We start from the raw sequence: 23,811 nt of genomic DNA, 5'->3' as shown, positions 1-23,811 counted from the left end.
GGTCACTCACTCCCCTCTTGTGGACTAAGGCTTACTGGAGAAATTTCTGCCTGTTCTCCATTCCATGGATTCATCACTAGATCAATTTGACCCTGCTGCTTGGCATTGGTTAACGTTACGGCATCCTGCGGAGAAAGAAGCAATGATACGTGCTGGACCATTCCAGCCTTTCCTCCTCCACTTGCTCCGGCTTCCACTTCTTCCACCTGGAAAACATCAACCTGCTGCAAAATCATCTCAGAGTATGTATTGTCATTCTCTTCTCTCGTAAATATGACATCCACCCAATCTCCTTTTTCCAAAACGTTATTGACAGCCGCATCCGGTTCAAGGCCTACAGTAACCAACCGTTTATTCTTAGGTATAAAAGCAGATACATCAATTTCTCCTGCAGCAGTTAGATACAGCTGCCTGTCCTCTGGAAAGACAATAGTATCTTCATCCAGAGTTAAAACGTCTCCGGACTCTATATCTTTTAAAGCAAATCCGCCTATGATTTCTTCTGAAGATTGAATGCTGTCAGCAGCGAGAGTCTCTGCGGATTGAGCATCCACTTCCACGGATTCTACATCCTCCCCGCTAATTTCCGTATTGGCTTCAATGGTGGAAGAAGCTACAAACACAGTACTTTTTTCTTCTAAACTTTGTAGGTATTGATAAACAAGAAATGCTATGGTAAGCGCACCAACTATAATGATAATGAAACGTAAACTGATTTTCGCTGCCATGTCAGCGCCTCCTGGTTCTTACTGTGCAACATCGTATCGTGATGCGTAGAATTGAAAGACTTTGTAATCAAATGCTTCTTTTTCCGCTCTCACACTAAAATAGAAAACAGCCATCACAACAGCCTGAAAAGGGACAATGACGGCATGCGTAACTGCCGCTGATATTCCAAGCATCAAAAATTCATCTGAGGGGATAAGCGTAAGAATAGAAGTGTGCAGAATGATTTGAATCCAAAACATTAGAACAGCCAGACACCCTCCCCGAAACAAAGCTCCTCTCATTAAAAACGCGCTTCGTTTAAAAGCCTGCCAAACGGGTTTCTTTTCGAAAATAGTAACAAAAGGAAATAACATCGATAGCAGAAATACAAGTAAACCCGGCAGCAGAAATAACGCTCCACCTGCTACTGACAGTATGGAAAATAGAGTGAAACCCAGAATGAGAACGGGCAGCATTTTTGTCCATTTTCTCAGGGCATTTTTTTGATTTCCGGACCAGGTTGCTTCTGGTTCACTGAACAATATAATGAAAGTAAAACTTCCCATCAGCCAAATAAAAGCAGCACTTCCTGCACTTGAAATAATAGAGGACAACCAAGGCTGTTCTTCATGAAAGATAAACCGCAGGTATGCAACGATAATGAAATAAGGGACTGCCGTCACCAGGGGTATAAAGAACATGTTGGAAAAGAGACTCAATACCAAGCCGACTCCTTGATTTACGATGTCCGCCAAAGTCTGCGGCTGGATATGATTCTGCTTAATATACAAGAAATCCACCTTCTTTCTATGTGTGATCAGCTGTCTTCCGGTATAGTTTATAGTAATAAAACGCTTCTACCGGAATAACAAGAGCCCCTGCAGCCGCCTCCCCTATCCAGCTGTTTTCCCATAAAACAACAGCAATCGGCGTCCCAAGAGCAATGTACAATAAATAAAACAAAATATAATAAAGAAGCACTTTGAAAAAGCATTTCTTCACCAAATGAAAACTTTCTTTAAGTGCTGCCAATCCTTTCTTTTCTCCTTCCAAAACAATGAAGGGATAAAAAATTCCGAACAGCCCAATCAGCACACCTGGCAGAACAAAAAACAAAAAGCCTAATAAAACCAGACTGATATAAAGGACCGTAGTAAAGAGAAAGGATCCTCCTTTTTCTTTCAGAACTTGTGATATGTAAGAAAAAGGGTGCTCTCCATCGGAATATAAATAGCATCCGGCCAAGATAAAATAGCCAACAGAGCTTATGACCAAACTTGCAAGCATAAAAATAACTGTGCCGGCCATTTCCCACGAAGGGAGCTGACTCAAAAATGCGTTCTGCACAATTAGTAACAGAATATACATGAGAAATAAGACAGGCACCAGCAACATTATTGTTTTCCACGAATTTTTCGATGTCTGTATAAAACCTTTATTTGTATTGGCTTCGTAAAGTTCCAACCTTCATTCACTCCAGTATCTCAACTTGATCTCCTACATTGAAATCAGAGGTAACCCCGGTGCCAGAGGCAGATTCCAAAACATAGGAAGCAGTTGTAACTTTTGGACTGATCCTCCACGGCTTCACGCTTTTCTCAATGTGAACGATATAGTTATTTGAATCTATGAAAAGCACATCAATGCAAAAACGCATAAAGAAAGTATGTATTTGACGACAGTCTGGAATCACCAATGCAGATTGTTCGAATGATTTTTTGAACATCAAGCCTGTTACCCGCTGTTTTGTTGTCACACTACAGTGAACGGTGACGGGAAATGTTTTCTTTTTTGTGTGATTGGTTAGAATGGTTATCATGTCCTTGAATTTTACTTATGATTCCATCTTTTTCACACTTACTATTATTAGCATAATCTCCAAAAAACCTAAAGTTTCCTTCTAACCTTTTTTTAGGAACATAGTTGCACATCATATCCTATGACATACTTCATACTAAAAAATGACTACATACTTATTAGTTACTTGTCCCCAAACTCTCTTCTCATGGATTTAGCATTCTACTTCCATACAAATGGAGTTTTTCCTGAAATTCCAGTAACTGATGATTCATATACAGGATTGTGAATACTAAACTATATATTCCATATCCTTCTTTTGAATCATTTTACTGTTAAGCGCTTTCAAAATGAATAAAGGAAGAGCTGCGTCTCCATAACGCAGCTTCCTTTTATCATATATATCATCCCATGATTACGTTTGGACCACCGGTGACCCCCCTAAACGTCGTTATGAAATGGGCCGGGTTACGTTTGGCCGGTGCTCTCCCACCCTAAACTGTCTTATGAACGGTTTATCGTTACGTTTGCGCTCCTCTTCAGCCTTTTTCCGGCCGCATGACCAGCATGACCGGCCCCATGACTGCACGCACAAAAAAAGCCTGACTTCATGTCAGGCGGTGGCGAGCACGTCGTGGTAGGCTTCATTTTCTTTCAGTTGTTTTTCCGCATACGGGCATTCCGGTATGATCTGCTTGTTCTCCGCTCTTGCTTTATCCACGACACTGGCGACAAGCTCTTTGCCAATCCCCTGCTCCCGCAGTTCTTCCGACACTCCGGTGTGATCGATGACAATGTTGCTGTCGTTGTCGTGATAATACGTAATGACTGCGGCCTCTTTTCCGTCTTTTTCGATAAAAAATTTATTTTCTCCGATTTGGATATCGCTCATAGCAGGCAACCGCCTTTCTTTAATTTATGTAAAGGAGTTCCCTGCGGCTGCTTTTTTTAAACATTTCCTCTTTTTGAGCCGATGTTTTATATTGTATGGAGAAAAAAATGGCGATACTATGAGAAAAGCAATACAAAAAGGAGCCGTTATGTTTACATTCGAAGATGCCGTCTACAAAGACATCCTGCACATCGATAATCTGACCATCCGGAAAGGGAGCATGACAGCCCTGCTCGGAGAAAGCGGGACGGGAAAATCGACGATGCTGAAATTGATGAATCATCTTGTGTCCGCTGATAAAGGCGTCATCCGCTTTCAAGCGACACCGGTACAGGACTGGGATGCCGTGGAACTGCGGCGGGAAGCGGCAATGCTCTCCCAGCAGCCTGTCCTGTTCGGGGACACGGTGAAAGAAAACCTGGAAGCCGGCTGCCGTTTCGCCGGCAAGCCCCTCCCTTCCGAAGAGCAGATGAAACATTCTATCCAGCAGTATGATCTCCAAAAAGAACTCGATGACGACGCCGAAACGTTATCAGGCGGGGAACAGCAGCGGCTTGCGCTTGCCAGACTCACGCTGCTGGATCCACCGGTCTGCCTGCTGGATGAGCCGACGTCCGCACTCGATGAAGGACTCGAGCATGAGGTGATGGAAGCCTTTATAGAGCACGCACGGAACAAAAAGAAAACGGTCGTGTTTGTCACCCATTCCCGCAGCATTGCCGACGCTTATGCAGACGAAACGATTGATATTACGCCGTTTTCGTACAAGGGGAGAAAGGTAAATGAATAACACGATCATCGATCTAACCATTTGGCAGCTTGCCGCCGCCTATGTCTTTATCCTCATGCTTCTTGTGATTGTAAAAATAAGAAAAATCCCACGCAGCAAAGAAATTCTCATTTCCAGCCTGCGCATGACGATCCAGCTGCTGCTTGTCGGCTACATTCTCATCTATCTGTTTGATAACCCGCATCCACTATGGACGGCACTGGTCGTGCTGCTCATGATTACGTTTGCGGTCTGGAACATTTTCCGCCGCGTGCGGAGCGGTCTGGATAAAAAAATGAAACAGATCATCGCTGTTTCCATGGCCGCCGGGACCCTGTCCAGCCTGATCTATTTCAATGTAATCGTAATTCAGTTTTCTCCGTGGTACGAACCGCGGTATTTCATCCCTATCGCCGGTATGATTATCGGCAATTCCATGACCGGTGTCACACTCGGCGTCCAGACATTAACCGAGGGCATGAAAGACCAGCGCCACCGCGTCGAAAGCGCGTTGATGCTCGGAGCTTCGCCTAAGGAAGCAAGCCGGAAGATTGTTAATCAATCATTCGACAATGCCATTCTTCCGACAATCAACAGCATGGTCGGAACCGGGATTGTATTTCTCCCCGGCATGATGACCGGGCAGATTCTCGCCGGTGTGAATCCCGTGACCGCCATCGAATATCAGATCGCCATCCTGCTCGGCGTGACCGGCGCCGTCTCCCTCACCGTTATTCTATTCGTGCAGAACGGATACAAAGTGTTTTTCAATGATAAAAGTCAGCTGCGCGGCTGAGTGTCGGGCAGCTCTTCCTGCTCCTGCCGGACAAACCACCACTTAATCAAAGGCAGGGCCAGAAATAGAATAAAAAGAATGCGGAACAACTGGTACCCGCTTATCATCGCAAGATCCGCGCCAACACCGCTCCCGGTAACGGTCATTTCCGCCAGTCCGCCGGGAGCGGTGCTTAAAAACGCAGTAGCCATGTTCATCTCTGTGACGCTTGTAAGAAATATAGACATGCCAAGGGACAACAAGACGAGAAGCAGGCTGCACAGCACCGTGAAGACCCCGATCCATTTGGAACGTCTAATCAGCCCGGGGTCCATCTGCAGTCCGAAATGGGTACCGAGAAGAAGCTGTGCCGCAATCGTCAATAAGGACGGGAGATCTGCCACTGTGCCAAACAACAGGTTGATAGCGGCCACCGTAAACAGAGGCCCCGTCAAAAACGCAACAGGAAATCCTGTTTTATTGATAAAATACGCGGTCACCCCGCATACGCACAACACCGCGATATGCGAAAAAGACAGCCATGGAAGAAGAGGGACATGGGCCGCAGCAGTCGAGGTATCGTTTGTCAGCGCTGCCTGATGAATGACGAGAAACGGAACGGTGAAAATCACCGTAATAATACGAATCATCTGCATGAAGAGCACTTTTGTCGCATCTACCTGCCGTACTTCCTCACTCAAAGCTGCCACCTGCGACAAGCCGCCGGGAATGCTGCCGAAAACAATGTCCGCCCACTTCATTCCCATCTTTTTGAATACCAGACTTCCTATTAGTATACTGACAGCAATCGTCAGTATCGTTACAAGCGCAATCAGGTGTATCTGCCGGCCGATTTGAACCAATGTGCCGGCCGTGACAGAAACCCCGATCATATACCCGACCAATAAAAGTCCTATACTCTTTCCCTGCGCCGGCCAGGGGAGGGTTCTTCCCGTGCATCCCCGCCATAAAATAAGCCCGGACATAGGCCCGAGCACCCAGGGAAGAGGAAGATGCAGTACATGAAAAAGAAAACCCGCAGCCACAGCCGTCATGATCGTCTCACCGTAAGGAAGCAGAGGGCGGAACGTTTCTTTCATGAGTTCTTCATCTCTTTTCTAACGTGTAATCTGTTACAATACAGATTAGCACACAGACTACCTTTCTATCAATCTCAAACGGTTGCGTCCGGCCGCTGTTTGTCTACCCACTTTTTCTCATCAACCATAGAAAATAAGGGGCTCCGATAATAGCAACAATCGTTCCCGAAGGTATTTCATCCGGCGCAAGCAGGGTCCGGCTCAGGGTATCCGCTGCAAGAAGCAGCAGTCCGCCGATGAGAATACTGACAGGAAGCAGCCTTTGGTTGGACGGCCCGACAAGTAAACGGGCGGCGTGAGGGGCGATTAAGCCGATAAAGCCGATGGAACCGACCGCCGCGACGCACAATGATGCCAGCAGCGCAGCCGCAGACGCCATCTGAAACCTCGTCTGCATCACGTTTAACCCTAGTCCTTTCGCTGTATCGTCCCCAAGTGCCAGCGTGTCCAATACCCGGATACGCAGAAGCAGAAATGGAAAGACGAAAAGAACCGGCCAGATCAGATAGGTGGTGATTTCCGACCAGCCTTTGGCATACGTTGTTCCGGATAACCAGGTTAAAGCGGACGTCACGGTGACATCAGCCTGTACAACCAGTATCTGAATGACCGCGGTACCAAAGGCCGATACCCCGATTCCGAGAAGAGCAAGAGTCGCGGGTTGAAATCCGGCACGGACGGCAAACAGCATGACAATGAAAAAGAAAAGGATGGAACCCGCCATGGCTCCCGCAGGAATCCACACGCCCGATGCTCCAAAAACATACATCGCAAGCAAAGCACCCGCTCCTCCCCCGGACGTTATACCGATAACGGACGGGTCAGCGAGGGGATTACGGAGGACGCCCTGAAAAACCAATCCGCTGGCAGCCAGAATCATCCCCGCTAAACATGCAAGAAGTGCGCGGGACAGCCTGAAATCAACAATTAAATTTTTCATAAACTCATTGGATGATCCAGACACCGCTTGGAAAAAAGCAACAGGTTCAAAGCCGTAATTGCCTGATGCGAGACTGATGAAGCCCATGACGGCAATGAGGACGATCAATACCGGGAGGAGAATGGTCAATGGCAGTTCTCTTGTCGGACGTCCCGCCATCACAGAAGCATTCTGCTGCCCGGACTGTCTTTGCTGCATCCGCAGCACGAGCCAGATCAGCCACGGTGCTCCTATTAAGGCACTGATGGCCCCAACCGGCAGTTCGGAAAAAGACGGGTCAATGATTCTCGCCAGAATATCCGCAAAAAGCAGCACATTCCCGCCCCATATAAACGAACCTCCCGCAACCAGCACATGCCTGCGGTACCCGAGAAGTTTAATAATATGCGGAGCAATCAGTCCGACAAAGCCAATAGGGCCGACGACACTGACCGTTACAGACGTCAGCATGACCGCTGCAGTAATGGATACAATTTTTACGACATGAACATTCTGTCCGAGCCCGGCGGCAACATCATCCCCCAATTTCAGCGTATCCAGTTGAGACGACAAAATCAGGATTACTGCAAGGCTGACAAAAATAAACGGAGCGGCAAACTGAGCCCCGGTCCAGTCGTTCTGAACGAGTGTCCCGGACCCCCATAAAAACAGCCCCGCCGTCTCCTGCTCATAGAAAATCTGGAGCACATTGGTCATCGATGAAAATAACAGAGTGACGATCATACCCGCCAGAACCATCCGAACCGGAGTCGCTTTTTTCCCGCCTGACAGCATGTAAACGATGAGAAAGGTTCCCAATCCGCCAATAAAAGCTGTCAAAAGCGAGTTCGCAGACAACGCCGCCGGAATAAAGACCGTCCCGGCCACAACAGCAAAATATGTACCAGCATGAATGCCCAGTGTACTGGCCGAAGCGAGCGGATTTTTCGTAACAGTCTGCAGGACAACACCTGATACAGCAAGCGCACCTCCGGCAAGGATCCCCATCACCGCTCTTGGCATGCGGAGGATACGCACCGTGTGATGGGCGAGAATGTCCTGCGGATTCGTGAGGGCTTCCACCACTAACGAAACAGGGATGGATACATCTCCCTGATTAATGTGAACAAAAGTCAAAACGAACAAAAGAGCGGTTCCACCTCCAAAAGTGAGAACCGCAAGCACCGTATTCTGCCATGGCGTTTTGTTTTTCATAGGATCACTCTTCCACCAAAGAATCCACAATCTCTTTTGTTAATGCTCTGGCAGAGGATACGCCGCCGATCACAGGTGTATCTCCCGGGAGAAAGTACGTGTTTCCTTCCTGCACGAAACTAAGATTCTCCCAGACCGGATTGCCCTGCAGCTGATTTTCGAAAATATTGTCATCTTCCTGAACAAAGGCGATGAACCGGACATCTTCTCCCTGGAAATTCTGGAGCGGTTCCACGCCCCCTTCGGTGTACCCGTACTGCATATGTTCATCTGCTTCGTAGACATTATCAAGACCAAGCTTACTCATTACCTGCGCCGGATACGAATTATCGGTATACAGCCGCAGCGTCGGCGAGTTCTGGGAACTGAATGTCATGGATGACACGTACCGGGCTCCATCCAGTCCGTCATCAGCAAGACGCTGTTTCTGTTCTTCATAGAATTGATCCAGTTCTTCCAGTGCCTGATCGGCTTCCTGTTCTTTGTCCGTCACTTTGGCAATGGTACGGAACTGATCCATCAGCGCCTTGTAGAGATTCTGGGAGTTTTCTTCGTTGTACGGCGCAAACGTAATGACCGGAGCAATCTCTTTGAGACGGTCAATCGTCTGTTCGTGCCTGAACTGAGCGGCAATGATCAGATCCGGATTGAGGCGGGAAATGGCTTCCAGGTTCGGTTCCGCACGTGTACCCACGTCCTCTACGCTGTCCGCCAGTTCCTTCCCGGTATTCATCCAGTCTTTGTACCCTTCAACATTCGGCACTCCCGCAGGCTGAATGCCAAGAGAGAGCAGCTGCTCCGCGTTATACCATTCCAGGGCCACCACATTCTCCGGCGTTCCTTCTATCGTCTGCTCTCCATTTGCATCCTCTATCGTCACACTCCGGGTATCACCGCTTTCTCCGCTGCTCTCTGACCCTGATCCTGCTTCATTACTGCCTTCCCCGCAGGCGGCAAGAAGTATCGTGCCAGCCAGCACCAAACCTGTTATCCATCTTTTCATATGTACCTCACCCTTACTGAATGTATTCAACACTATTTAATTGATAAAGATTATCAGTATCAATAATTATTTTCAATGAAAATGATGAAGTTGTCAATCTATCTTTTCAGATTTTTTTATCAATTTTAATTGTTAATCTTTGTTTCATCCTTTATAATGATTGATGAAAAAATGTTTAATTGTTTATGAAATTTATTTCAATGCGTGGTGATAAAGGTTGAACGCTGCTGTTGTTAATATGAGTGTATTACCCAGTTCTTTTCTACACTTCTTTGCCGGACAGCTATGTGAGTCCGGTTCTACATGGAATATGGTTCTGCCTGGTCGTTTAAAAGCGGAATGGCACCCTTTTAACCCTGATCGGTTTGCCCGGAGCGCACCATTTTCCCCCATGCAGCTGAAACAGTGGGAAGTAGCAGAGACGCTGCAGGCACATGCGGATATGGTACTGCTTTTGACCGACCCGCTGACATCGGAAAGGGAACTGCAGCAGTTTTTAAAAGACATTGGTAAGCCGGTCTTTATGCTGCCGGTCTCCATTTTTTATCCGAGCATCCGTCAATCGGAGTCCATCGGGTATGATACCGCGCTTAATGAAATCGTACAGTACGCCCTCAGTGTCGCCGACACCGCCGATTCCATGAAATACGACAATCCGAGGCTGTTTTTTCTCCAGCTTCCCGACGGTGCATCGCTCCATTTAACGGAAGATACCGCGCTGTGCACCGGAGGTTTTAAACTGAATAACGCCGATGAACAATCGGTGCAGCGCTTCACACGGGATTTGGAACAGCATTACCGGAGCGGGTACACCTTTGCTCTGGCCACTGTAGAGGAATCGGTCGACCTTGCCGAAGTACAGAAACATCTGCCTCAAAGCCGGTCCCCTCATGTCAATGTGGTAACCGTGGACAGCGCTCAGTGTCTCGGACCGAAGTTCACGGCGAAAGACAGACTCTTGATGGTCCGTGCCGCCCGGAAGGCAGATGAATGGAGACGCTCTTCCCTCGAGGCGTCTTATCAGGTGGAATGGTTTCACATCACTGCATAAAACATGCCTGAAGTATAATAGAAGGAGGACATAACTTTGTCACATTTTACAGAAGAAGATAAACTGGCCGTACAAACGATCCGGACGCTTGCCATGGACGCAGTGGAAAATGCGCAGTCCGGCCATCCCGGCATGCCGATGGGTGCCGCTCCGATGGCGTACACACTGTGGAGCAGATTCTTCAAGACCGACCCGGGTCACCCGGACTGGATCAACCGCGACCGTTTCGTCCTGTCCGCAGGTCACGGATCGATGCTTTTATACAGTCTGTTGCATTTAAGCGGATATGATATCAGTCTGGACGATTTAAAGCAGTTCAGAAGCTGGGGAAGTAAGACCCCGGGTCACCCGGAATCGGCTGATACACCGGGAGTGGACGCCACCACCGGGCCGCTCGGACAGGGCGTTGCGATGGCGGTCGGTATGGCAATGGCCGAACGAAAGCTCGCGTCCTTGTACAATGACGACAAAACAGAGCTGATTGATCATTATACGTATGCCATCTGCGGCGACGGGGATCTGATGGAAGGTGTGAGTGCCGAAGCTGCATCTCTCGCCGGCCATCTGCAGCTTGGCAAAATGATTCTTCTTTATGACTCCAATGATATTTCTCTCGACGGCGACCTGAACCGTTCTTTTTCGGAGAACCCCGCGAAGCGTTTTGAAGCGTATGGCTGGCATGTACAATATATCGAGGACGGAGAAGACATGGAGGCTGTCGAGAAAGCCATTAAAGAAGCCCAGTCCGTAACAGATAAACCGTCCTTTATTGAAGTCAAGACGGTCATCGGTTTCGGCGCGCCGAATAAAAGTGGCAGTGCTGCCGCGCACGGAGCTGCACTCGGTGCCGATGAAGTGCAGCTGGCCAAAGAGGCGTACGGCTGGCCGTTTGAGGAACCGTTCTTCGTTCCGGATCAGGTGTACACCCGCTTCCACGACATGGTGAAAAAACCGGGACAAGAGCAGCATGAGAAATGGCAGACTCTGCTTAACGACCTGGAACAAAGGGACCCGGAAAAAGCCGGTCAGTTCAAACAGGCACTGAACAAAGAACTGCCGCCGGAATGGGATGCCTCCCTCCCTGTTTATCAGGAAGACGACAAACCTAAAGCAAGCCGTGCCGTATCGGGAGACATGATTCAGGAGATTGCGCGTACCGTCCCTGAGTTCTTCGGCGGCTCTGCCGACCTTGGCGGATCCAATAAAACCCATATCAATGATACCGAAGATTTCGGACCGCCCGATTACACCGGAAAAAATGTCTGGTTCGGTGTCCGCGAATTCGCCATGGCGGCAGCCTTGAACGGCATCGCTCTCCACGGCGGCTTAAAAGCATTTGCCGGTACGTTTTTCGTCTTTTCTGATTATCTACGTCCAGCCATCCGGATGGCTTCCATCATGAAGCTCCCGGTTAATTATGTATTTACCCATGACAGCATTGCTGTCGGGGAAGACGGACCGACACATGAACCGATTGAACAGCTCCCATCGATGCGGGCCATCCCGGGAATTTCAGTCATTCGTCCAGCAGACGGCAATGAAACCAGAGTGGCGTGGAAACAGGCGATGGAAACGAAAGACCATCCGACAGCTCTCGTATTGACGAGACAAAACCTGCCTGTGCTGCCCGGAACGGCTGAGAAGGCCGAAGAAGGCGTTAAACGCGGCGCTTATGTAGTCAGTGAGGCCGCTGGAGAGCCCGAAGCACTGCTTCTTGCAAGTGGTTCGGAAGTGTCGCTCGCCGTTGAAGCCCAGAATCTCCTCGAACAGGACAATATTTCGGTGCGTGTTGTAAGTGTGCCGAGCTGGGACCTGTTTGAGCAGCAGGCCAAAGCATACCGCCGTGACGTAATTCCGCCGCACATCAAAGCGCGTCTAGCAGTCGAAATGGCTTCCCCGTTCGGCTGGGAACGTTACACAGGAGAAGAAGGAGACACGTTAGGTATCGAAACGTTCGGCGCTTCCGCGGCAGGACCGGAAGTCGTCAAACAGTACGGATTCACCCCCGAAAACGTAGCTTCCAAATTAAAAGCACTGCTGTAACACATGTGATGATCCGGAAGAGGCGCTCTCTTCCGGATTTCTATATATTTTTCGTTTCACTTTTATTAAAATGAAAGGTGCACTCAGGTACGCAGGAGGAAGAAAAATGGATCAGCTTTCAAAAATGATCGACGCCGCGCGCATGTATTATGAATATGACTACAGTCAACAGGAGATAGCCAAAAAACTGGAGATGTCACGTCCGACTGTTTCCAGGATATTAAAAAAAGCCAAACAGGAAGGCATTGTCGAGGTCACCATCCATGATCCGTCCGAACAGATTGAACAGCAGTCTTCTGCCCTGCGGGATCGGTTCGGATTGAAAGAGGTCATTATTGTTCATGTCGATGAGAAAGAATATACATTGAAAGAAAAACTCGGGGAAGCAGCAGCTTCGTTTCTCGACAGCCACGTACAAAACGATGACATTCTGGCGGCATCCTGGGGTACAACACTGTATGAGACCGCTAAACATATGCAGACACGCCCTCTTCCCAATCTCGAAATTGTACAGTTAAACGGCGGCGCCAGCCATTCCGGAAACCAGACCTATGCAACAGAAATTATCCACCTGCTCGGCAGCGCCTTTCAGACCGATAACTGGCTTCTGCCGCTCCCGGCCATTGTAGATCACGTGTCGGTAAAACACGCCATAGAGACAGACCGCCACATTCAGCGTGTCCTTCAAAAAGGAAAGGATGCGGAAAAGGCCATTTTCAGCGTAGGGGCACCGACTATTGATTCTGTACTGATGCAGACGGATTACTTCACACAGGATGAACGGAGAAAGCTCGATAATGAAGCTGCCGGGGAAATATGCTCCCGTTTTTTTGACGATTACGGATACATCTGTCATGAAGAATTAAATGACCGCACGATCGGCATTGAACTGCACGAATTGAAAAAAAAAGAACTTTCCATTCTCGTGGCTGGCGGACAGATGAAATACCGTGCGGTGCGGGGAGCACTCCGGGGAGGATATGCGAATACACTGATCACAGACCAGAAAACAGCCGGACGGCTTCTGCAGGAATAAAACCGGCTGTTTCATGAATTCCATTTTCCACTCAAAAAATTTAAAATTTTTTTGACGTAGATGTGTCTTTTTTGTGAATCATTTGTTACAATAAAGTTAACAATTAACTGAAAGCGTTTCATCAAAATATCGAAACGAGGTGTTTTTCGTGGATGTATTGATGTTGTTTATGCTCGTTGCGACACTAGCCCCCCTTTACTTTGCCAAACGTAACCTGAAGGTGGCTGCCGTCATACAGTTTGCATTGATGCTCGGTATGTGGGACTACTTCTTCAGCCATTTCACATCTATTACAGTACTGAATGCACCGACATCAATTTTTGCTTTTTACGCCAGCCTTCTGCTTGCAGATGCTGCTGTCATCATGTTTCTCATCCGCTCCATTAAAGAAGTGCAGAAAAAAGACTGGATCCACTCCTTCCGGTCCAGCGCCAGAAATGATGAGTATAAAAAATCCGCCAGATGGAGAAGAAGTCTTGGGTAAACCGTATTGAAATAAAAAAACCGAACGATTGGGTGCATCACTCCGGAAGGAGAAAGCCGACCTTCTGGAGCTTCCCATCGTTCGGATTTTTGTATCTAAAAGCAAACGTTTTCCGCTGTATAACAAAACAAAACGCTTCCGGCTGTCATGTGTGATAACCGGAAGCGTTTTGCTGCGTATCAAATACCGCTTTGGGGCGGTACTTTTTTATATTTTAATGATTGTGCTCCTGTTCTTCCATCTGCATTTCTTCCCCACCGCCGCCGTTATCGCTGTGGTTGTGGGAGAAACCAAATGACATCGTCCAGACAGAACCCGCTATAATGACTGCAGCAATGAAGAAAGCGTGCAGCATGTTTCCGACCTGAATGGATCCGTTTTTTTCGGTTAAATGCATGAACATAAACAGTTGAATGAAAGCCTGCACGACGGCCATGACCATGATGGAAATGATAATCCAGTGCGTCGGAAGGCCGGAGCCGACCACCGCCCAGGCCGCCGCCAAGGTTAGAACCAGGGAACCGAGAAATCCGACGATGTGCTGTTTAGGGAACTTTTCGTTCTCTGCGCTCATTTAAACCACCATCCCTATGAGATACACACTCGTGAAGAGGAAAATCCAGATAACGTCCAGAAAGTGCCAGTACAAGCCAAGAACAAATGTCTTCCGGGCGGTCATCTGATTCAGACCGCGCTTTTTAAGCTGTATGATCAACAGTACGGCCCAGCATATGCCCAGTGTAACGTGGGCACCGTGTGTACCGGTTAATACAAAGAAGCTTGACCAGTAGGCACTGGACTGCAGCGTTGCCCCTTCATGTGCATAATGCACAAACTCATAAATTTCAAAGCCAAGAAATCCAAGACCAAGAGCAAGCGTAATGATGAGCCACGTCAACAACCCTTTAAGGGAACCGCGGCGCATTTCATGAATCGCGATGCCACAGGTGAAACTGCTCGTCAAAAGCAGGAAGGTCATAGTGAGCGCCATCGGCATTTCGAACAGTTCCTGTGGCGTGGGTGCATCCGCGGTCCGCCCGAACAACACCGCATACGTGGCAAACAGGGTTGCAAACAATGCTATCTCCGCCCCGAGGAATAACCAGAATCCGAGAACCGTCATTCTATCCTCATGGGACCGGTATTCCAGAGGGCCCGTCGTCAATTCTGAATGTCCGCTCATTTTTCTCCCTCCCTTGCTTTTTCTTCTGTTTCTTTAATTTCTTCCACCGACACGTGGAAGCCGTGATCGTAATCAAACGAGCGTACGACCATGCAGGCAAGTATGCCGATTAATCCGGCAATCGCTACAACCATCCATTCCCAGACGAGACCGAACCCGGCTACGAACATAAACGCCGACATAATAAACGGCACGCCGGAATCACTCGGCATATGAATAGGCTCAAGGTTATCTTTATCATACGTCGTGCCGCCTTCCTGCTTCATTTTCCAGAAGGCTTCCGGTCCTGTTATTTCAGGAACGGTGGCAAAGTTATAAAACGGCACCGGTGTCGTTGTCGCCCATTCCAGCGCACGGCCGTCCCAGGTATCCCCAGTTTTTTCGCGCTCGCTGTAACGGAAGCTGTAGTAAATGTTATACACAAATACTATGAAACCAATGGCCATCAGGACCGCACCTACAGTAGAGACAACGTTAAGCGGCATCCATTCCGGTTCAATGGCGTATGTCCGGCGCGGCATTCCCATAAATCCAAGGAAATACATCGGAAGAAAACATACGTTAAATCCGATAACAAAGAACCAGAAACTGATTTTACCCAGTTTTTCGTTCATCTTATGACCGAACATTTTCGGATACCAGAAGGTAAGGCCGGCAAAACAGCCGAATACGGTTCCGGCAATCAGAACGTTGTGGAAGTGGGCCACAAGGAAGTACGTATTGTGATACTGATAGTCCGCTGCTGCCATCGCGAGCATAACCCCGGTCACTCCGCCGATAACAAAGCACGGGATAAAGCCAAGAGACCAAAGCATCGGCGTATCAAACCGAATCTTTCCTTTATACATCGTGCCAAGCCAGTTGAATATCTTCACTCCGGTAGGCACGGAAATGAGCATGGTTGTAACCGAGAACAGAGAGTTTACACCTGCACCGGCTCCCATGGTAAAGAAGTGGTGCACCCATACGAGGAAACTGAGCCCGGCAATGAGAAGCATAGACCAGACCATGGCTTTGTAACCAAACAACTGCTTCCGGGCAAATGTCGAAATAACTTCCGAAAAAATACCGAACGCCGGCAGTATAACGATGTACACTTCCGGATGTCCCCAAAGCCAGAAAAGGTTAGCCCACATCATCGGCATTCCTTCACCAGTCAGCGTAAAGAACTGTGAACCGAATATGCGGTCGATCGTCATCAAAGCCAGTGCCACTGTAAGAATCGGAAAGGCAAAGGTGATAATAAAAGATGTGATTAACGACGACCATGTAAAAATCGGCATCCGCATCAAAGTCATACCGGGAGCCCGCATCTTCAGAATAGTGACCATGAAGTTAATCCCGGTTGCAAGGGTACCGATGCCCGATATCTGCAAACCGAGCAGGTAATAGTTTATAGCCGGACCGGGATTCAGGTTCGGCCCGGCAAGAGGGGCATAGTTTGTCCACCCTGCATCCGGCGAACCCCCAATAACAAAGGAAAGGTTAAACAGCATGGCTCCAAACGCAAAGGACCAGAAGCTGACAGCGTTCAGAAAAGGAAATGCTACGTCTCTCGCACCGATCTGCAGCGGTACGACGAAGTTCATCAATCCAATGAGAAAAGGCATGGCCATGAAAATGATCATGATGGTGCCGTGTGTTGTAAATATTTCATTATAGTGCTGTGAATTCAGAAATTCCGTGTTCGGGAGGGTGAGCTGTGCACGCATCAGCATGGCGTCCACACCGCCCCGGAACAGCATCGCTATCGCAGCGATGATATACATGATTCCTATTTTTTTATGGTCCACTGTCGTCAGCCATTCGCGCCACAGGTATCCCCATTTCCGGAAATACGTCAAAACGAACACAATGGCGATGGAGACGAGGACAATGGATACCATAGCTCCATAAATTAACGGGTCTCCCGTTACCAGGAACTCATTCAGCAGAAAGTCCATCATTGTTGCTCCCCCGCTTTCTTTATACCTCTGTTAATCATTTGCCACATCTTCGCCGCCTTCGAGAGCAGGAAGATCTTCAAATTTATCCTGATGACGGTTGATTAAATAATCTCCGCTTCCCATCTTGCCGTGATCGACATATTGGAGATGTGTGGATGAAAATTCCATTTCCTGCAGGAGGCCCGGCGCAAGCAATTCATCGTACCGATCCTGACTCAATGGGGGAGCACTCTGCTGTGTTTCTTCCACCCAGCTTTGGAACTCCTCCGTCGATTCGGCATGCACATCAAATGTCTGCTCCGCAAAAGCAGTACCTGTGAAGTTTGAATTTCTGCCCTTATACGTACCTGCTTCATCGGCCTGCAGGTAAAGCGTCGTTCTCATATTAGCCATCGTATATTTCTGCCCGCCGAGGGCCGGAACCCAGAACGACCCCATGGAATCCGCGGATGACAGCTTGAACTCAATCGCCCGGTCCGTCGGAATATGAAGATAGTTCACCGTTTCAATATTCTGCTCCGGATAACTGAAAAACCATTTCCAGTCGGCCGACGTCGCATGCACGACCAATGGCTCCTTGTCGCTTGAAGACTGAGGCGGTTCCTCCAGTTGGTAGATGGTAATAACCGTCGGAATAGAAAGGGCGGTCACAATAATAAGTGGAATAACCGTCCATATGATTTCAAGTTTCGTATTCCCTTCATGCTCCGGATCGTAGTCTTTATCCCCGCGTCCGGGACGTTCCCTGAATTTAACCAGCATGTAGGTTAACACGACCATTACCGTCAAAACAATAATAAGCATTAAGACAATAGAAAAGACGATAAGGTTTTTCTGGCTTTCCCCGACCGGCCCTTTCGGATCGAGAACCGGCATCCCGGAACAACCGGCGGTAAGTATCAGCAAGAATGCAGCAGCCAGCAGGAAACTATACTTCCCCCATTTATTTTTCAAGGCGTTCCTCTCCTTTCTGAAGCAGCGTTCAGGACTTTACTCCATGTATTTCTTATATCATAGCAAATCCTTGTCTTTTGGCGTATAAACGCATGTAGATGTCATATAAATCTCACGGGACTGTTTCAAATTCAACACAAAATAGTCATAAAACGTTCAATGATGTCGTTTTCACGGTCTGTTTGTTTCTCACCTCCCGGTCAGCAGGGATTTATACAGCAGAATAATGTTCACAAAAAGAAAGCATATTTAAGGTACAGGAACAAATCTTTGAACCTACCCTGCTTTTTTCACTGCATGTTTTCGGCTGCGCCTGGCTGTACCTGCCCGGGACCATGTAAAAAGAATAAGGCCGGTCCATACTATAAGAAACGACAACAGCTGCTGACTGCTGAACGGTTCCTCGAACAAAAACACGCCGAGAAGCAGCATAATGGTCGGCGCACCATACTGCAGAAAACCCATCAACGAAAATGTGATACGTTTCGCACCGGATGCAAATAATAAAAGCGGAATAGCCGTTGCTGCTCCTGCTCCCATCAGGAGTATAACATCCGAACCGGCATACGAAGAGAAGATTCCGCTATTATCCTTCCATATCACTAAAAAAAGCAGCGCAAACGGGGTCATCAGCATCGTTTCAATAGTAAGACCGGCCCATGCGCCGACGGGGGTGATTTTTTTAATCAATCCGTAAAAACCAAAGCTCAGAGCCAGACCCAGCGCCGCCCAGGGAACATAGCCGTAATAAACCGTCAGCATCACCACTCCGGCGGCAGCAATCCCAAATGCGGCTGTTTCTGCTTTGGACAGCTTTTCTTTCAAAAGAACAGCAGCCAGAATAACGTTGATTAATGGATTGATATAATAACCAAGACTTGCTTCAATCACCCGGTCGCTATTCACCGCAAAAATAAAAATAAACCAGTTCACACTGATTAAAACGGATGCAGCAGTAATCGCGAGCGCGGTTTTTTTCGAAGAGAACGTGTTCTTTATTTCCAGCCACACCCCTTTGAACATACCAGTGACAAGAATGACGGCCAGCATGAAAACAAGCGACCACACAATGCGGTGCGCGAGAACATCTGAAGCCGGAACACCGCCGAGAAGTTTCCAGTACAAAGGCAGAAAGCCCCACAGTAAATAAGCACATACTGCTGCCGCAACGCCGCGTCCTTGTTGTTTTTCTCCCACCTGTATCCCTCCATTCTATTTTCTCTATCGTTCCTTCATCAGTATAAAACAACAACCCTGATAAGCGCGAATAAAAAAGCCCGGCACCTTCTCAGGTGCCGGGACCATACTGGCGGATCGGGACGTTCCGTGTGATATATTCCTATTTTTCTTCCAGACGGCGGATACGTTCATCCAGAGGAGGATGGGACGAAAACAACATCAACATCGTCGGCTTGTTGTTCATTTTCAGCGTCTGCATGGACGTCTGGCTGTCGTCCACCATATCGGAGCGGGACTGAAGCGCCTGCAGGGCATGCTTCATTTTATCTTTGCCTGCAAAATCGGCTCCGCCTTTATCCGCATGGAACTCCCTGTAGCGGGAATAAGCGTTGACGACGATACTTCCGAGTATGGAAAAAAGAATCTGAAAAACAAAAATAGCCGCGATATGAACCACCATCCGCATCGCATCATTCTGCACGAAACGGGAAACAATAGATGCGACAATTCTTGAAAGGAATACGACGAAGGTGTTCACGATACCCTGAAGCAGCGTCATGGTAACCATGTCCCCGTTGGAAACGTGTGCCATCTCGTGGGCAAGTACTCCTTCAACGGCATCTTCGTCCATCGACTGCAGAAGACCGCTTGATACCGCCACGAGGGACCGTTTCTTCGACGGTCCGGTTGCAAAAGCGTTGACTTCGCGGGAGTTGTATATGCCGACCTCGGGCATATGCATCATCCCGGCGCTTCGGGCCATGCGGTGGACTTTATCCACCAGTTTCTTTTCCTCGCCGGTCGCGGTGTCAGGGTCGATAACCTGTACACCCATTAATTTCTTGGCCACAATACGGGAGATTCCAAGCGATATAAACGCACCGCCAAAGCCGATCACCGCACTGAATATCAGAAGCGGGCCGTAGTTCAACTGACCGGAAGCTGTCGCACTTATGCTCGGTATATGAATGCCAAACATTCCCAGAATGCTGAATACGATCGTGATGGTAGTAATAATCAGAACGTTGGTTATGATAAAAAGCAGAATCCGCTTTCCCAAATCCGTCTTCCTCCTTACCTCTCGTAATGTCTTGGTCTTGTTTTCATTGTATGTTTCTGCACTATAACATATTATATCATGTCCAGCTTCTTTTGGCTCACCTGAACAATAGATTTGTTTAGATTTTCCTTGAAGACGGGTATACATCATGATATACCAATCATACTAAACAGCAGAAGGAGGTCCATATACGTATGTCTTTGAACGCTGCCCAGAAATTGATAAAAGAACATCTTGTGTCCGGGGAAATGAGCCCCGGTGAAGAAATTTCCCTTTCCGTTGATCAAACCCTGACCCAGGACGCCACGGGTACCATGGTGATGCTTGAACTCGAAGCGATGGGAATTGAACGGGCGAAAACCGAGGCATCCGCTCAGTATGTCGATCATAACGTCATTCAGGAAGACAGCAAGAACCCGGATGACCATTTATTTCTGGAGAGTGCCGCCAAACGGTTCGGACTGCACTTCAGCCGCCCCGGCAACGGCGTCAGCCACCCGGTTCATATGCAGCGGCTGGCAGTGCCCGGTAAAACACTGCTTGGCTCCGACAGCCATACCTGTGCCAACGGCTGTATGGGGATGCTTGCGATGGGAGCGGGCGGCATTGACGTTGCCATGGCCATCGCGGGCGAACCTTACCACGTGAAAATGCCCGAAATCTGGGGAGTTAAACTGACGGGCGACCTGCCGGACTGGGTCGGCGCCAAAGATATCATTCTGGAATTCCTGCGCCGTCATGACGTGAAAGGCGGGGTTGGAAAAATTATTGAATATTACGGTCCCGGTCTCGACCAGTTAAGCGCGATGGACCGTCACGTGATTGCCAACATGGGCGCTGAACTCGGCGCAACCGCCACGGTTTTTCCTTCCGATGAAGAAGTGAAACGGTTCCTTCAGACGCAGGGACGAAAAGAAGATTGGCGCGAACTGAAAGCCGATGATGACGCGTCTTATGACATAGATGAAGAAATTGATCTGTCTTCTCTTGAGCCGATGATCGCCAAGCCTTCCAGCCCCGGCAATGTGGTTCCTGTAACCGAAGTGGAAGGAGAATCCATTTACCAATCCTATATCGGATCTTCGGCCAACCCGGGTTATAAAGACTTCGCGATAGCTGCTGAAATTGTGAAAGGCAGACAGATCGAAAGCGGCGTATCCTATGATATAAACCCAACTTCCCGGCAGATGCTTACCGATCTTGTCCAAAACGGCCATATCGCCAGTCTTCTGACATCCGGTGCACGGCTTCACCAGGCGGGCTGTAACGGCTGTATCGGTATGGGGCAGGCACCTGCTTCCGGCAGAAACAGCCTCCGTACTACACCGCGTAACTTCCCGGGACGCTCCGGTACGAAAGAAGACAGCGTCTTCCTATGCGGTCCGGAAGTAGCTGCCGCTTCAGCCCTGTACGGCAAAATTACGGATCCGCGGAAACTGGATATGGATTATCCGCGCATTACCGAGCCGGACGAACCGACTGTTGATTTCCGGCTTCTCGAAGAACCGCTTCCGCCGGAGGAAGCAAAGCAGGTCGAACTGCATAAAGGACCGAATATCGCCTCCATTCCACAAATGAAGCCGCTGCCTGACGAAATGAATGTTCCGGTGCTGCTTAAAGTCGGGGACAATCTATCCACCGATGAAATTCTCGCAGGGGGAGCCCGCGTGCTTCCTTACCGCAGTAACCTGCCTGAGATCAGCAAGTTCGCCTTTGAAATTTTAAATGAAGATTATTACAACCGGGCGATGGATATCCGTGACACCACAGGCCACGCGATTGTCGGCGGCAGTAACTACGGTCAGGGCTCGAGCCGTGAACACGCCGCTCTTGCTCCGCGCTACCTCGGGCTGCGGGTCGTGATTGTCAAAGACTTTGCCCGTATTCACCTGCAGAATCTCATCAACTTCGGCATTCTTCCTCTCACCTTTGCCGATGAGAATGATTTTGAAGACGTGGAAAAAGGCGACATGATTGAGCTGAAAAACATCCGGGACACCATCGGTCAAAGCAGCGAAATGACCGCTTCGCTTCAGGGGAAAAATAAAAAGATCCGGCTGCGTCATGCATTGACTGAACGTCACGTGGACATCATGTTAGCAGGAGGACTTATCAACTGGGTGAAAGACAGACAGTAAGATAAGCCTCATGTTCCAGGAAAGGGTGCAAAAGACCAATGAACATTCACGACAATGTTTGTTCAGCCTGCGACGGCACCGGCCTGCTGATGGATGACGAGCAGTGGAAGTATTCGTGCAGCGTCTGCAACGGGGACGGGGTACTCCAGGCCGGCGAAAAACCGGAACCGGATGAACCGTTTGACGTCGACGAAACCAACCGCACACTGGAATAAAAAACGCCGCGGGAGATTTTTACTCCTGCGGCATTTTTTTATTGAAAGTATCTGAACTGCCCTTCAAAATAAAGCAGCGGCGTTTCATCCTGGACAATCAGATTATCTACCTGACCGATAAACAGGGTGTGATCACCTGCTTCGTGGCTGTCATATACCGTGCAAACTATGTTGGCAAGCGATCCTTCAATGATCGGCTGTCCTTCAAAACGGTCAATCGGAATATCTATATCTTCCTCAAGCTGTTTCGCAAAATACTGCGCGGTCTTCATTTGATCTTCATGGAGAATGTTCACAGCAAACGTGCCGTTCTGCTCAATAATACGGTGGGTATTGGCGTGCCTGCCCACAGATATGAGCACAAGTTTTGGATCCATGGAAACGGACATAAACGCATTGGCTGTCATACCATGTACGCCGTCTTCTGTATCGGTAGTTACTACCGTCACACCTGTCGCAAATTTTCCCATCGCTGTTTTAAATAAACGGTCATCCATCTGTCAGCCCCCTCTCCCTTTTTCATCTGCTTCTTACGTTACAGGGAAACCTGTCATCATGCAATGCAGGAAGACTGTCCATTGTGCTTCTTTTGATACCTGCTCTAATTCATTGTATGGTATATGATACAGGAAAGACGATGTTAACGGAAAGGGATCGATGTTTTATGTTACCACAAAGATTAATCCAGCGCTGCAATGAGCGGATCGCTCCCTTCGCGTGTGAAGGCTTCGTTTACGGAAAAGGCTCTGATTCCCCTTCGATTATGTTTGTCGGAGAGGCACCGGGTGAAACCGAAATACATAACGGCATCCCTTTCAGCGGAAGAGCCGGTCGGTATTTCGATGGCTTTCTGCAGGAACTCGAGCTGACCCGGGACGACGTGTATGTCACAAGTACCGTCCGCAGCCGCCCGTACAAATGGGGACAGCCGAAAGGCCGGGAAAAAAGAAAATACAACCGCACTCCAAACCAGGGAGAAATCGCCGCCCATGCGCCGATTCTCGATGCAGAAATCGAGTACCTTGAGCCTCGTCTGATTGTGCCGATGGGTCGTATCGCTTACCAGCGCCTTGCCGGCGGGTCCGCGCGCATGTCGGAAGTTACCGGACACCTTGTGACTTCTCCCGTCCTGAGGCTGGACGACTGGGACACACGCTCCTATACATGGACAAACACCACTTATCCACTGTTCCCTATTTATCACCCGGCCGCCGCGCTTTATAAACGCAGTCTTGAAGCAGATATCTCCGCTCATCTGGAAAAACTGAAGCAGCATCTTCGGTGATAATGGACAGTTTATGGTGAAAAATGTCTATAAACACGATTTTAAGACCATTTTCCCCT

General features: G+C 48.7%; 24 protein-coding genes. 9 read left to right on the top strand and 15 right to left on the bottom strand.

Features of this window, described 5'->3' with window-relative positions; genetic code table 11:
• Window positions 1-2: 2 nt before the first annotated feature.
• The 5 genes from cpaB to BM124_RS10530 all read right to left on the bottom strand — a co-directional run bounded on the left by cpaB (window position 3) and on the right by BM124_RS10530 (window position 3,397).
• Window positions 3-728, bottom strand: a complete 726-nt coding sequence (gene cpaB / locus BM124_RS10550) for a Flp pilus assembly protein CpaB (protein ID WP_093337417.1) — start codon at window positions 726-728, stop codon at window positions 3-5.
• Between the two features lie 18 nt (window positions 729-746).
• Window positions 747-1,499, bottom strand: coding sequence for a hypothetical protein (locus BM124_RS10545; protein ID WP_093337416.1), 753 nt, complete (start codon window positions 1,497-1,499; stop codon window positions 747-749).
• A gap of 16 nt (window positions 1,500-1,515) precedes the next feature.
• Window positions 1,516-1,740 (bottom strand): hypothetical protein, encoded by a 225-nt coding sequence (locus tag BM124_RS18570; protein ID WP_139217116.1) that lies wholly within the window; start codon window positions 1,738-1,740, stop codon window positions 1,516-1,518.
• A 439-nt stretch (window positions 1,741-2,179) separates the two neighbouring features.
• Window positions 2,180-2,527, bottom strand: coding sequence for a DUF192 domain-containing protein (locus tag BM124_RS19735; RefSeq protein ID WP_093337413.1), 348 nt, complete (start codon window positions 2,525-2,527; stop codon window positions 2,180-2,182).
• Between the two features lie 591 nt (window positions 2,528-3,118).
• A complete protein-coding gene (locus tag BM124_RS10530) occupies window positions 3,119-3,397 on the bottom strand; it encodes a GNAT family N-acetyltransferase (RefSeq protein WP_093337411.1) in 279 nt (92 codons plus the stop codon).
• Window positions 3,398-3,545: 148 nt separating this feature from the next.
• Between BM124_RS10530 and BM124_RS10525 the strand changes: the two genes are divergently transcribed.
• Complete coding sequence (locus BM124_RS10525) at window positions 3,546-4,187, top strand: ABC transporter ATP-binding protein (protein WP_093337410.1); 642 nt, start codon at window positions 3,546-3,548, stop codon at window positions 4,185-4,187.
• Complete coding sequence (locus BM124_RS10520) at window positions 4,180-4,962, top strand: ABC transporter permease (protein ID WP_093337408.1); 783 nt, start codon at window positions 4,180-4,182, stop codon at window positions 4,960-4,962. The genes BM124_RS10525 and BM124_RS10520 overlap by 8 nt, the downstream gene beginning before the upstream one ends.
• Here BM124_RS10520 and BM124_RS10515 read toward each other — a convergent pair.
• From BM124_RS10515 to BM124_RS10505, 3 genes are all read right to left on the bottom strand, one after another.
• The gene (locus BM124_RS10515) at window positions 4,947-6,041 is read right to left on the bottom strand and encodes an AbrB family transcriptional regulator (RefSeq protein WP_093337407.1); all 1,095 of its coding nucleotides are present in this window, start codon (window positions 6,039-6,041) and stop codon (window positions 4,947-4,949) included. The two genes, BM124_RS10520 and BM124_RS10515, sit on opposite strands and share 16 nt — an antisense overlap.
• Window positions 6,042-6,144: 103 nt before the next feature.
• Window positions 6,145-8,175, bottom strand: coding sequence for an iron ABC transporter permease (locus BM124_RS10510; RefSeq protein WP_093337405.1), 2,031 nt, complete (start codon window positions 8,173-8,175; stop codon window positions 6,145-6,147).
• Window positions 8,176-8,179: 4 nt separating this feature from the next.
• Complete coding sequence (locus tag BM124_RS10505) at window positions 8,180-9,178, bottom strand: ABC transporter substrate-binding protein (protein ID WP_093337404.1); 999 nt, start codon at window positions 9,176-9,178, stop codon at window positions 8,180-8,182.
• Between the two features lie 238 nt (window positions 9,179-9,416).
• On the opposite strand from BM124_RS10505, the gene BM124_RS10500 reads away from it, so the two are divergent.
• The 4 genes from BM124_RS10500 to BM124_RS10485 all read left to right on the top strand — a co-directional run bounded on the left by BM124_RS10500 (window position 9,417) and on the right by BM124_RS10485 (window position 13,792).
• On the top strand, window positions 9,417-10,229 hold the full coding sequence (locus tag BM124_RS10500) for a 6-phosphofructokinase (RefSeq protein WP_139217115.1): 813 nt from the start codon (window positions 9,417-9,419) through the stop codon (window positions 10,227-10,229).
• 36 nt (window positions 10,230-10,265) lie between these two features.
• Window positions 10,266-12,272, top strand: coding sequence for a transketolase (gene tkt / locus BM124_RS10495; RefSeq protein ID WP_093337401.1), 2,007 nt, complete (start codon window positions 10,266-10,268; stop codon window positions 12,270-12,272).
• 106 nt (window positions 12,273-12,378) lie between these two features.
• Window positions 12,379-13,308 (top strand): sugar-binding transcriptional regulator, encoded by a 930-nt coding sequence (locus tag BM124_RS10490; RefSeq protein ID WP_093337399.1) that lies wholly within the window; start codon window positions 12,379-12,381, stop codon window positions 13,306-13,308.
• A 148-nt stretch (window positions 13,309-13,456) separates the two neighbouring features.
• Window positions 13,457-13,792: a hypothetical protein gene (locus BM124_RS10485; RefSeq protein WP_093337398.1), complete on the top strand. Its 336-nt coding sequence runs from the start codon at window positions 13,457-13,459 to the stop codon at window positions 13,790-13,792.
• Between the two features lie 214 nt (window positions 13,793-14,006).
• On the opposite strand, the gene qoxD is transcribed toward BM124_RS10485, so the two are convergent.
• The 6 genes from qoxD to htpX form a co-directional block, all read right to left on the bottom strand.
• Complete coding sequence (qoxD, locus tag BM124_RS10480; protein ID WP_093337397.1) at window positions 14,007-14,366, bottom strand: cytochrome aa3 quinol oxidase subunit IV; 360 nt, start codon at window positions 14,364-14,366, stop codon at window positions 14,007-14,009.
• Window positions 14,367-14,975, bottom strand: coding sequence for a cytochrome aa3 quinol oxidase subunit III (gene qoxC, locus BM124_RS10475; protein ID WP_093337395.1), 609 nt, complete (start codon window positions 14,973-14,975; stop codon window positions 14,367-14,369).
• On the bottom strand, window positions 14,972-16,921 hold the full coding sequence (qoxB, locus tag BM124_RS10470; protein ID WP_244504306.1) for a cytochrome aa3 quinol oxidase subunit I: 1,950 nt from the start codon (window positions 16,919-16,921) through the stop codon (window positions 14,972-14,974). Before qoxB ends, qoxC begins: the two co-directional genes overlap by 4 nt.
• Before the next feature lie 30 nt (window positions 16,922-16,951).
• Entirely contained in the window at window positions 16,952-17,875 is a 924-nt protein-coding gene (gene qoxA, locus BM124_RS10465) for a cytochrome aa3 quinol oxidase subunit II (protein ID WP_425288584.1), read from the bottom strand.
• A gap of 276 nt (window positions 17,876-18,151) precedes the next feature.
• The gene (gene rarD / locus BM124_RS10460) at window positions 18,152-19,072 is read right to left on the bottom strand and encodes an EamA family transporter RarD (protein ID WP_342028625.1); all 921 of its coding nucleotides are present in this window, start codon (window positions 19,070-19,072) and stop codon (window positions 18,152-18,154) included.
• A 142-nt stretch (window positions 19,073-19,214) separates the two neighbouring features.
• Complete coding sequence (gene htpX, locus BM124_RS10455) at window positions 19,215-20,114, bottom strand: protease HtpX (RefSeq protein WP_093337392.1); 900 nt, start codon at window positions 20,112-20,114, stop codon at window positions 19,215-19,217.
• 194 nt (window positions 20,115-20,308) lie between these two features.
• On the opposite strand from htpX, the gene BM124_RS10450 reads away from it, so the two are divergent.
• Both BM124_RS10450 and BM124_RS18960 read left to right on the top strand, forming a co-directional pair.
• Window positions 20,309-22,252, top strand: coding sequence for an aconitate hydratase (locus BM124_RS10450; RefSeq protein ID WP_093337391.1), 1,944 nt, complete (start codon window positions 20,309-20,311; stop codon window positions 22,250-22,252).
• Between the two features lie 38 nt (window positions 22,253-22,290).
• Window positions 22,291-22,467: a hypothetical protein gene (locus tag BM124_RS18960; protein ID WP_170841096.1), complete on the top strand. Its 177-nt coding sequence runs from the start codon at window positions 22,291-22,293 to the stop codon at window positions 22,465-22,467.
• Between the two features lie 38 nt (window positions 22,468-22,505).
• On the opposite strand, the gene BM124_RS10445 is transcribed toward BM124_RS18960, so the two are convergent.
• Window positions 22,506-22,964 carry a flavin reductase family protein gene (locus tag BM124_RS10445; RefSeq protein ID WP_093337389.1) on the bottom strand — a complete coding sequence of 153 codons (459 nt, stop codon included), beginning with the start codon at window positions 22,962-22,964 and terminating at the stop codon, window positions 22,506-22,508.
• 167 nt (window positions 22,965-23,131) lie between these two features.
• Here BM124_RS10445 and BM124_RS10440 point away from each other — a divergent pair, with 167 nt between their 5' ends.
• Entirely contained in the window at window positions 23,132-23,752 is a 621-nt protein-coding gene (locus BM124_RS10440) for a uracil-DNA glycosylase (protein WP_093337388.1), read from the top strand.
• Window positions 23,753-23,811 lie beyond the last annotated feature (59 nt).

The organism is Salibacterium halotolerans (assembly GCF_900115625.1).
Lineage (GTDB): Bacteria > Bacillota > Bacilli > Bacillales > Marinococcaceae > Salibacterium > Salibacterium halotolerans.
Note: the sequence above shows the minus strand (reverse complement) of the source record. Positions and strands in the feature narration are given on the sequence as shown.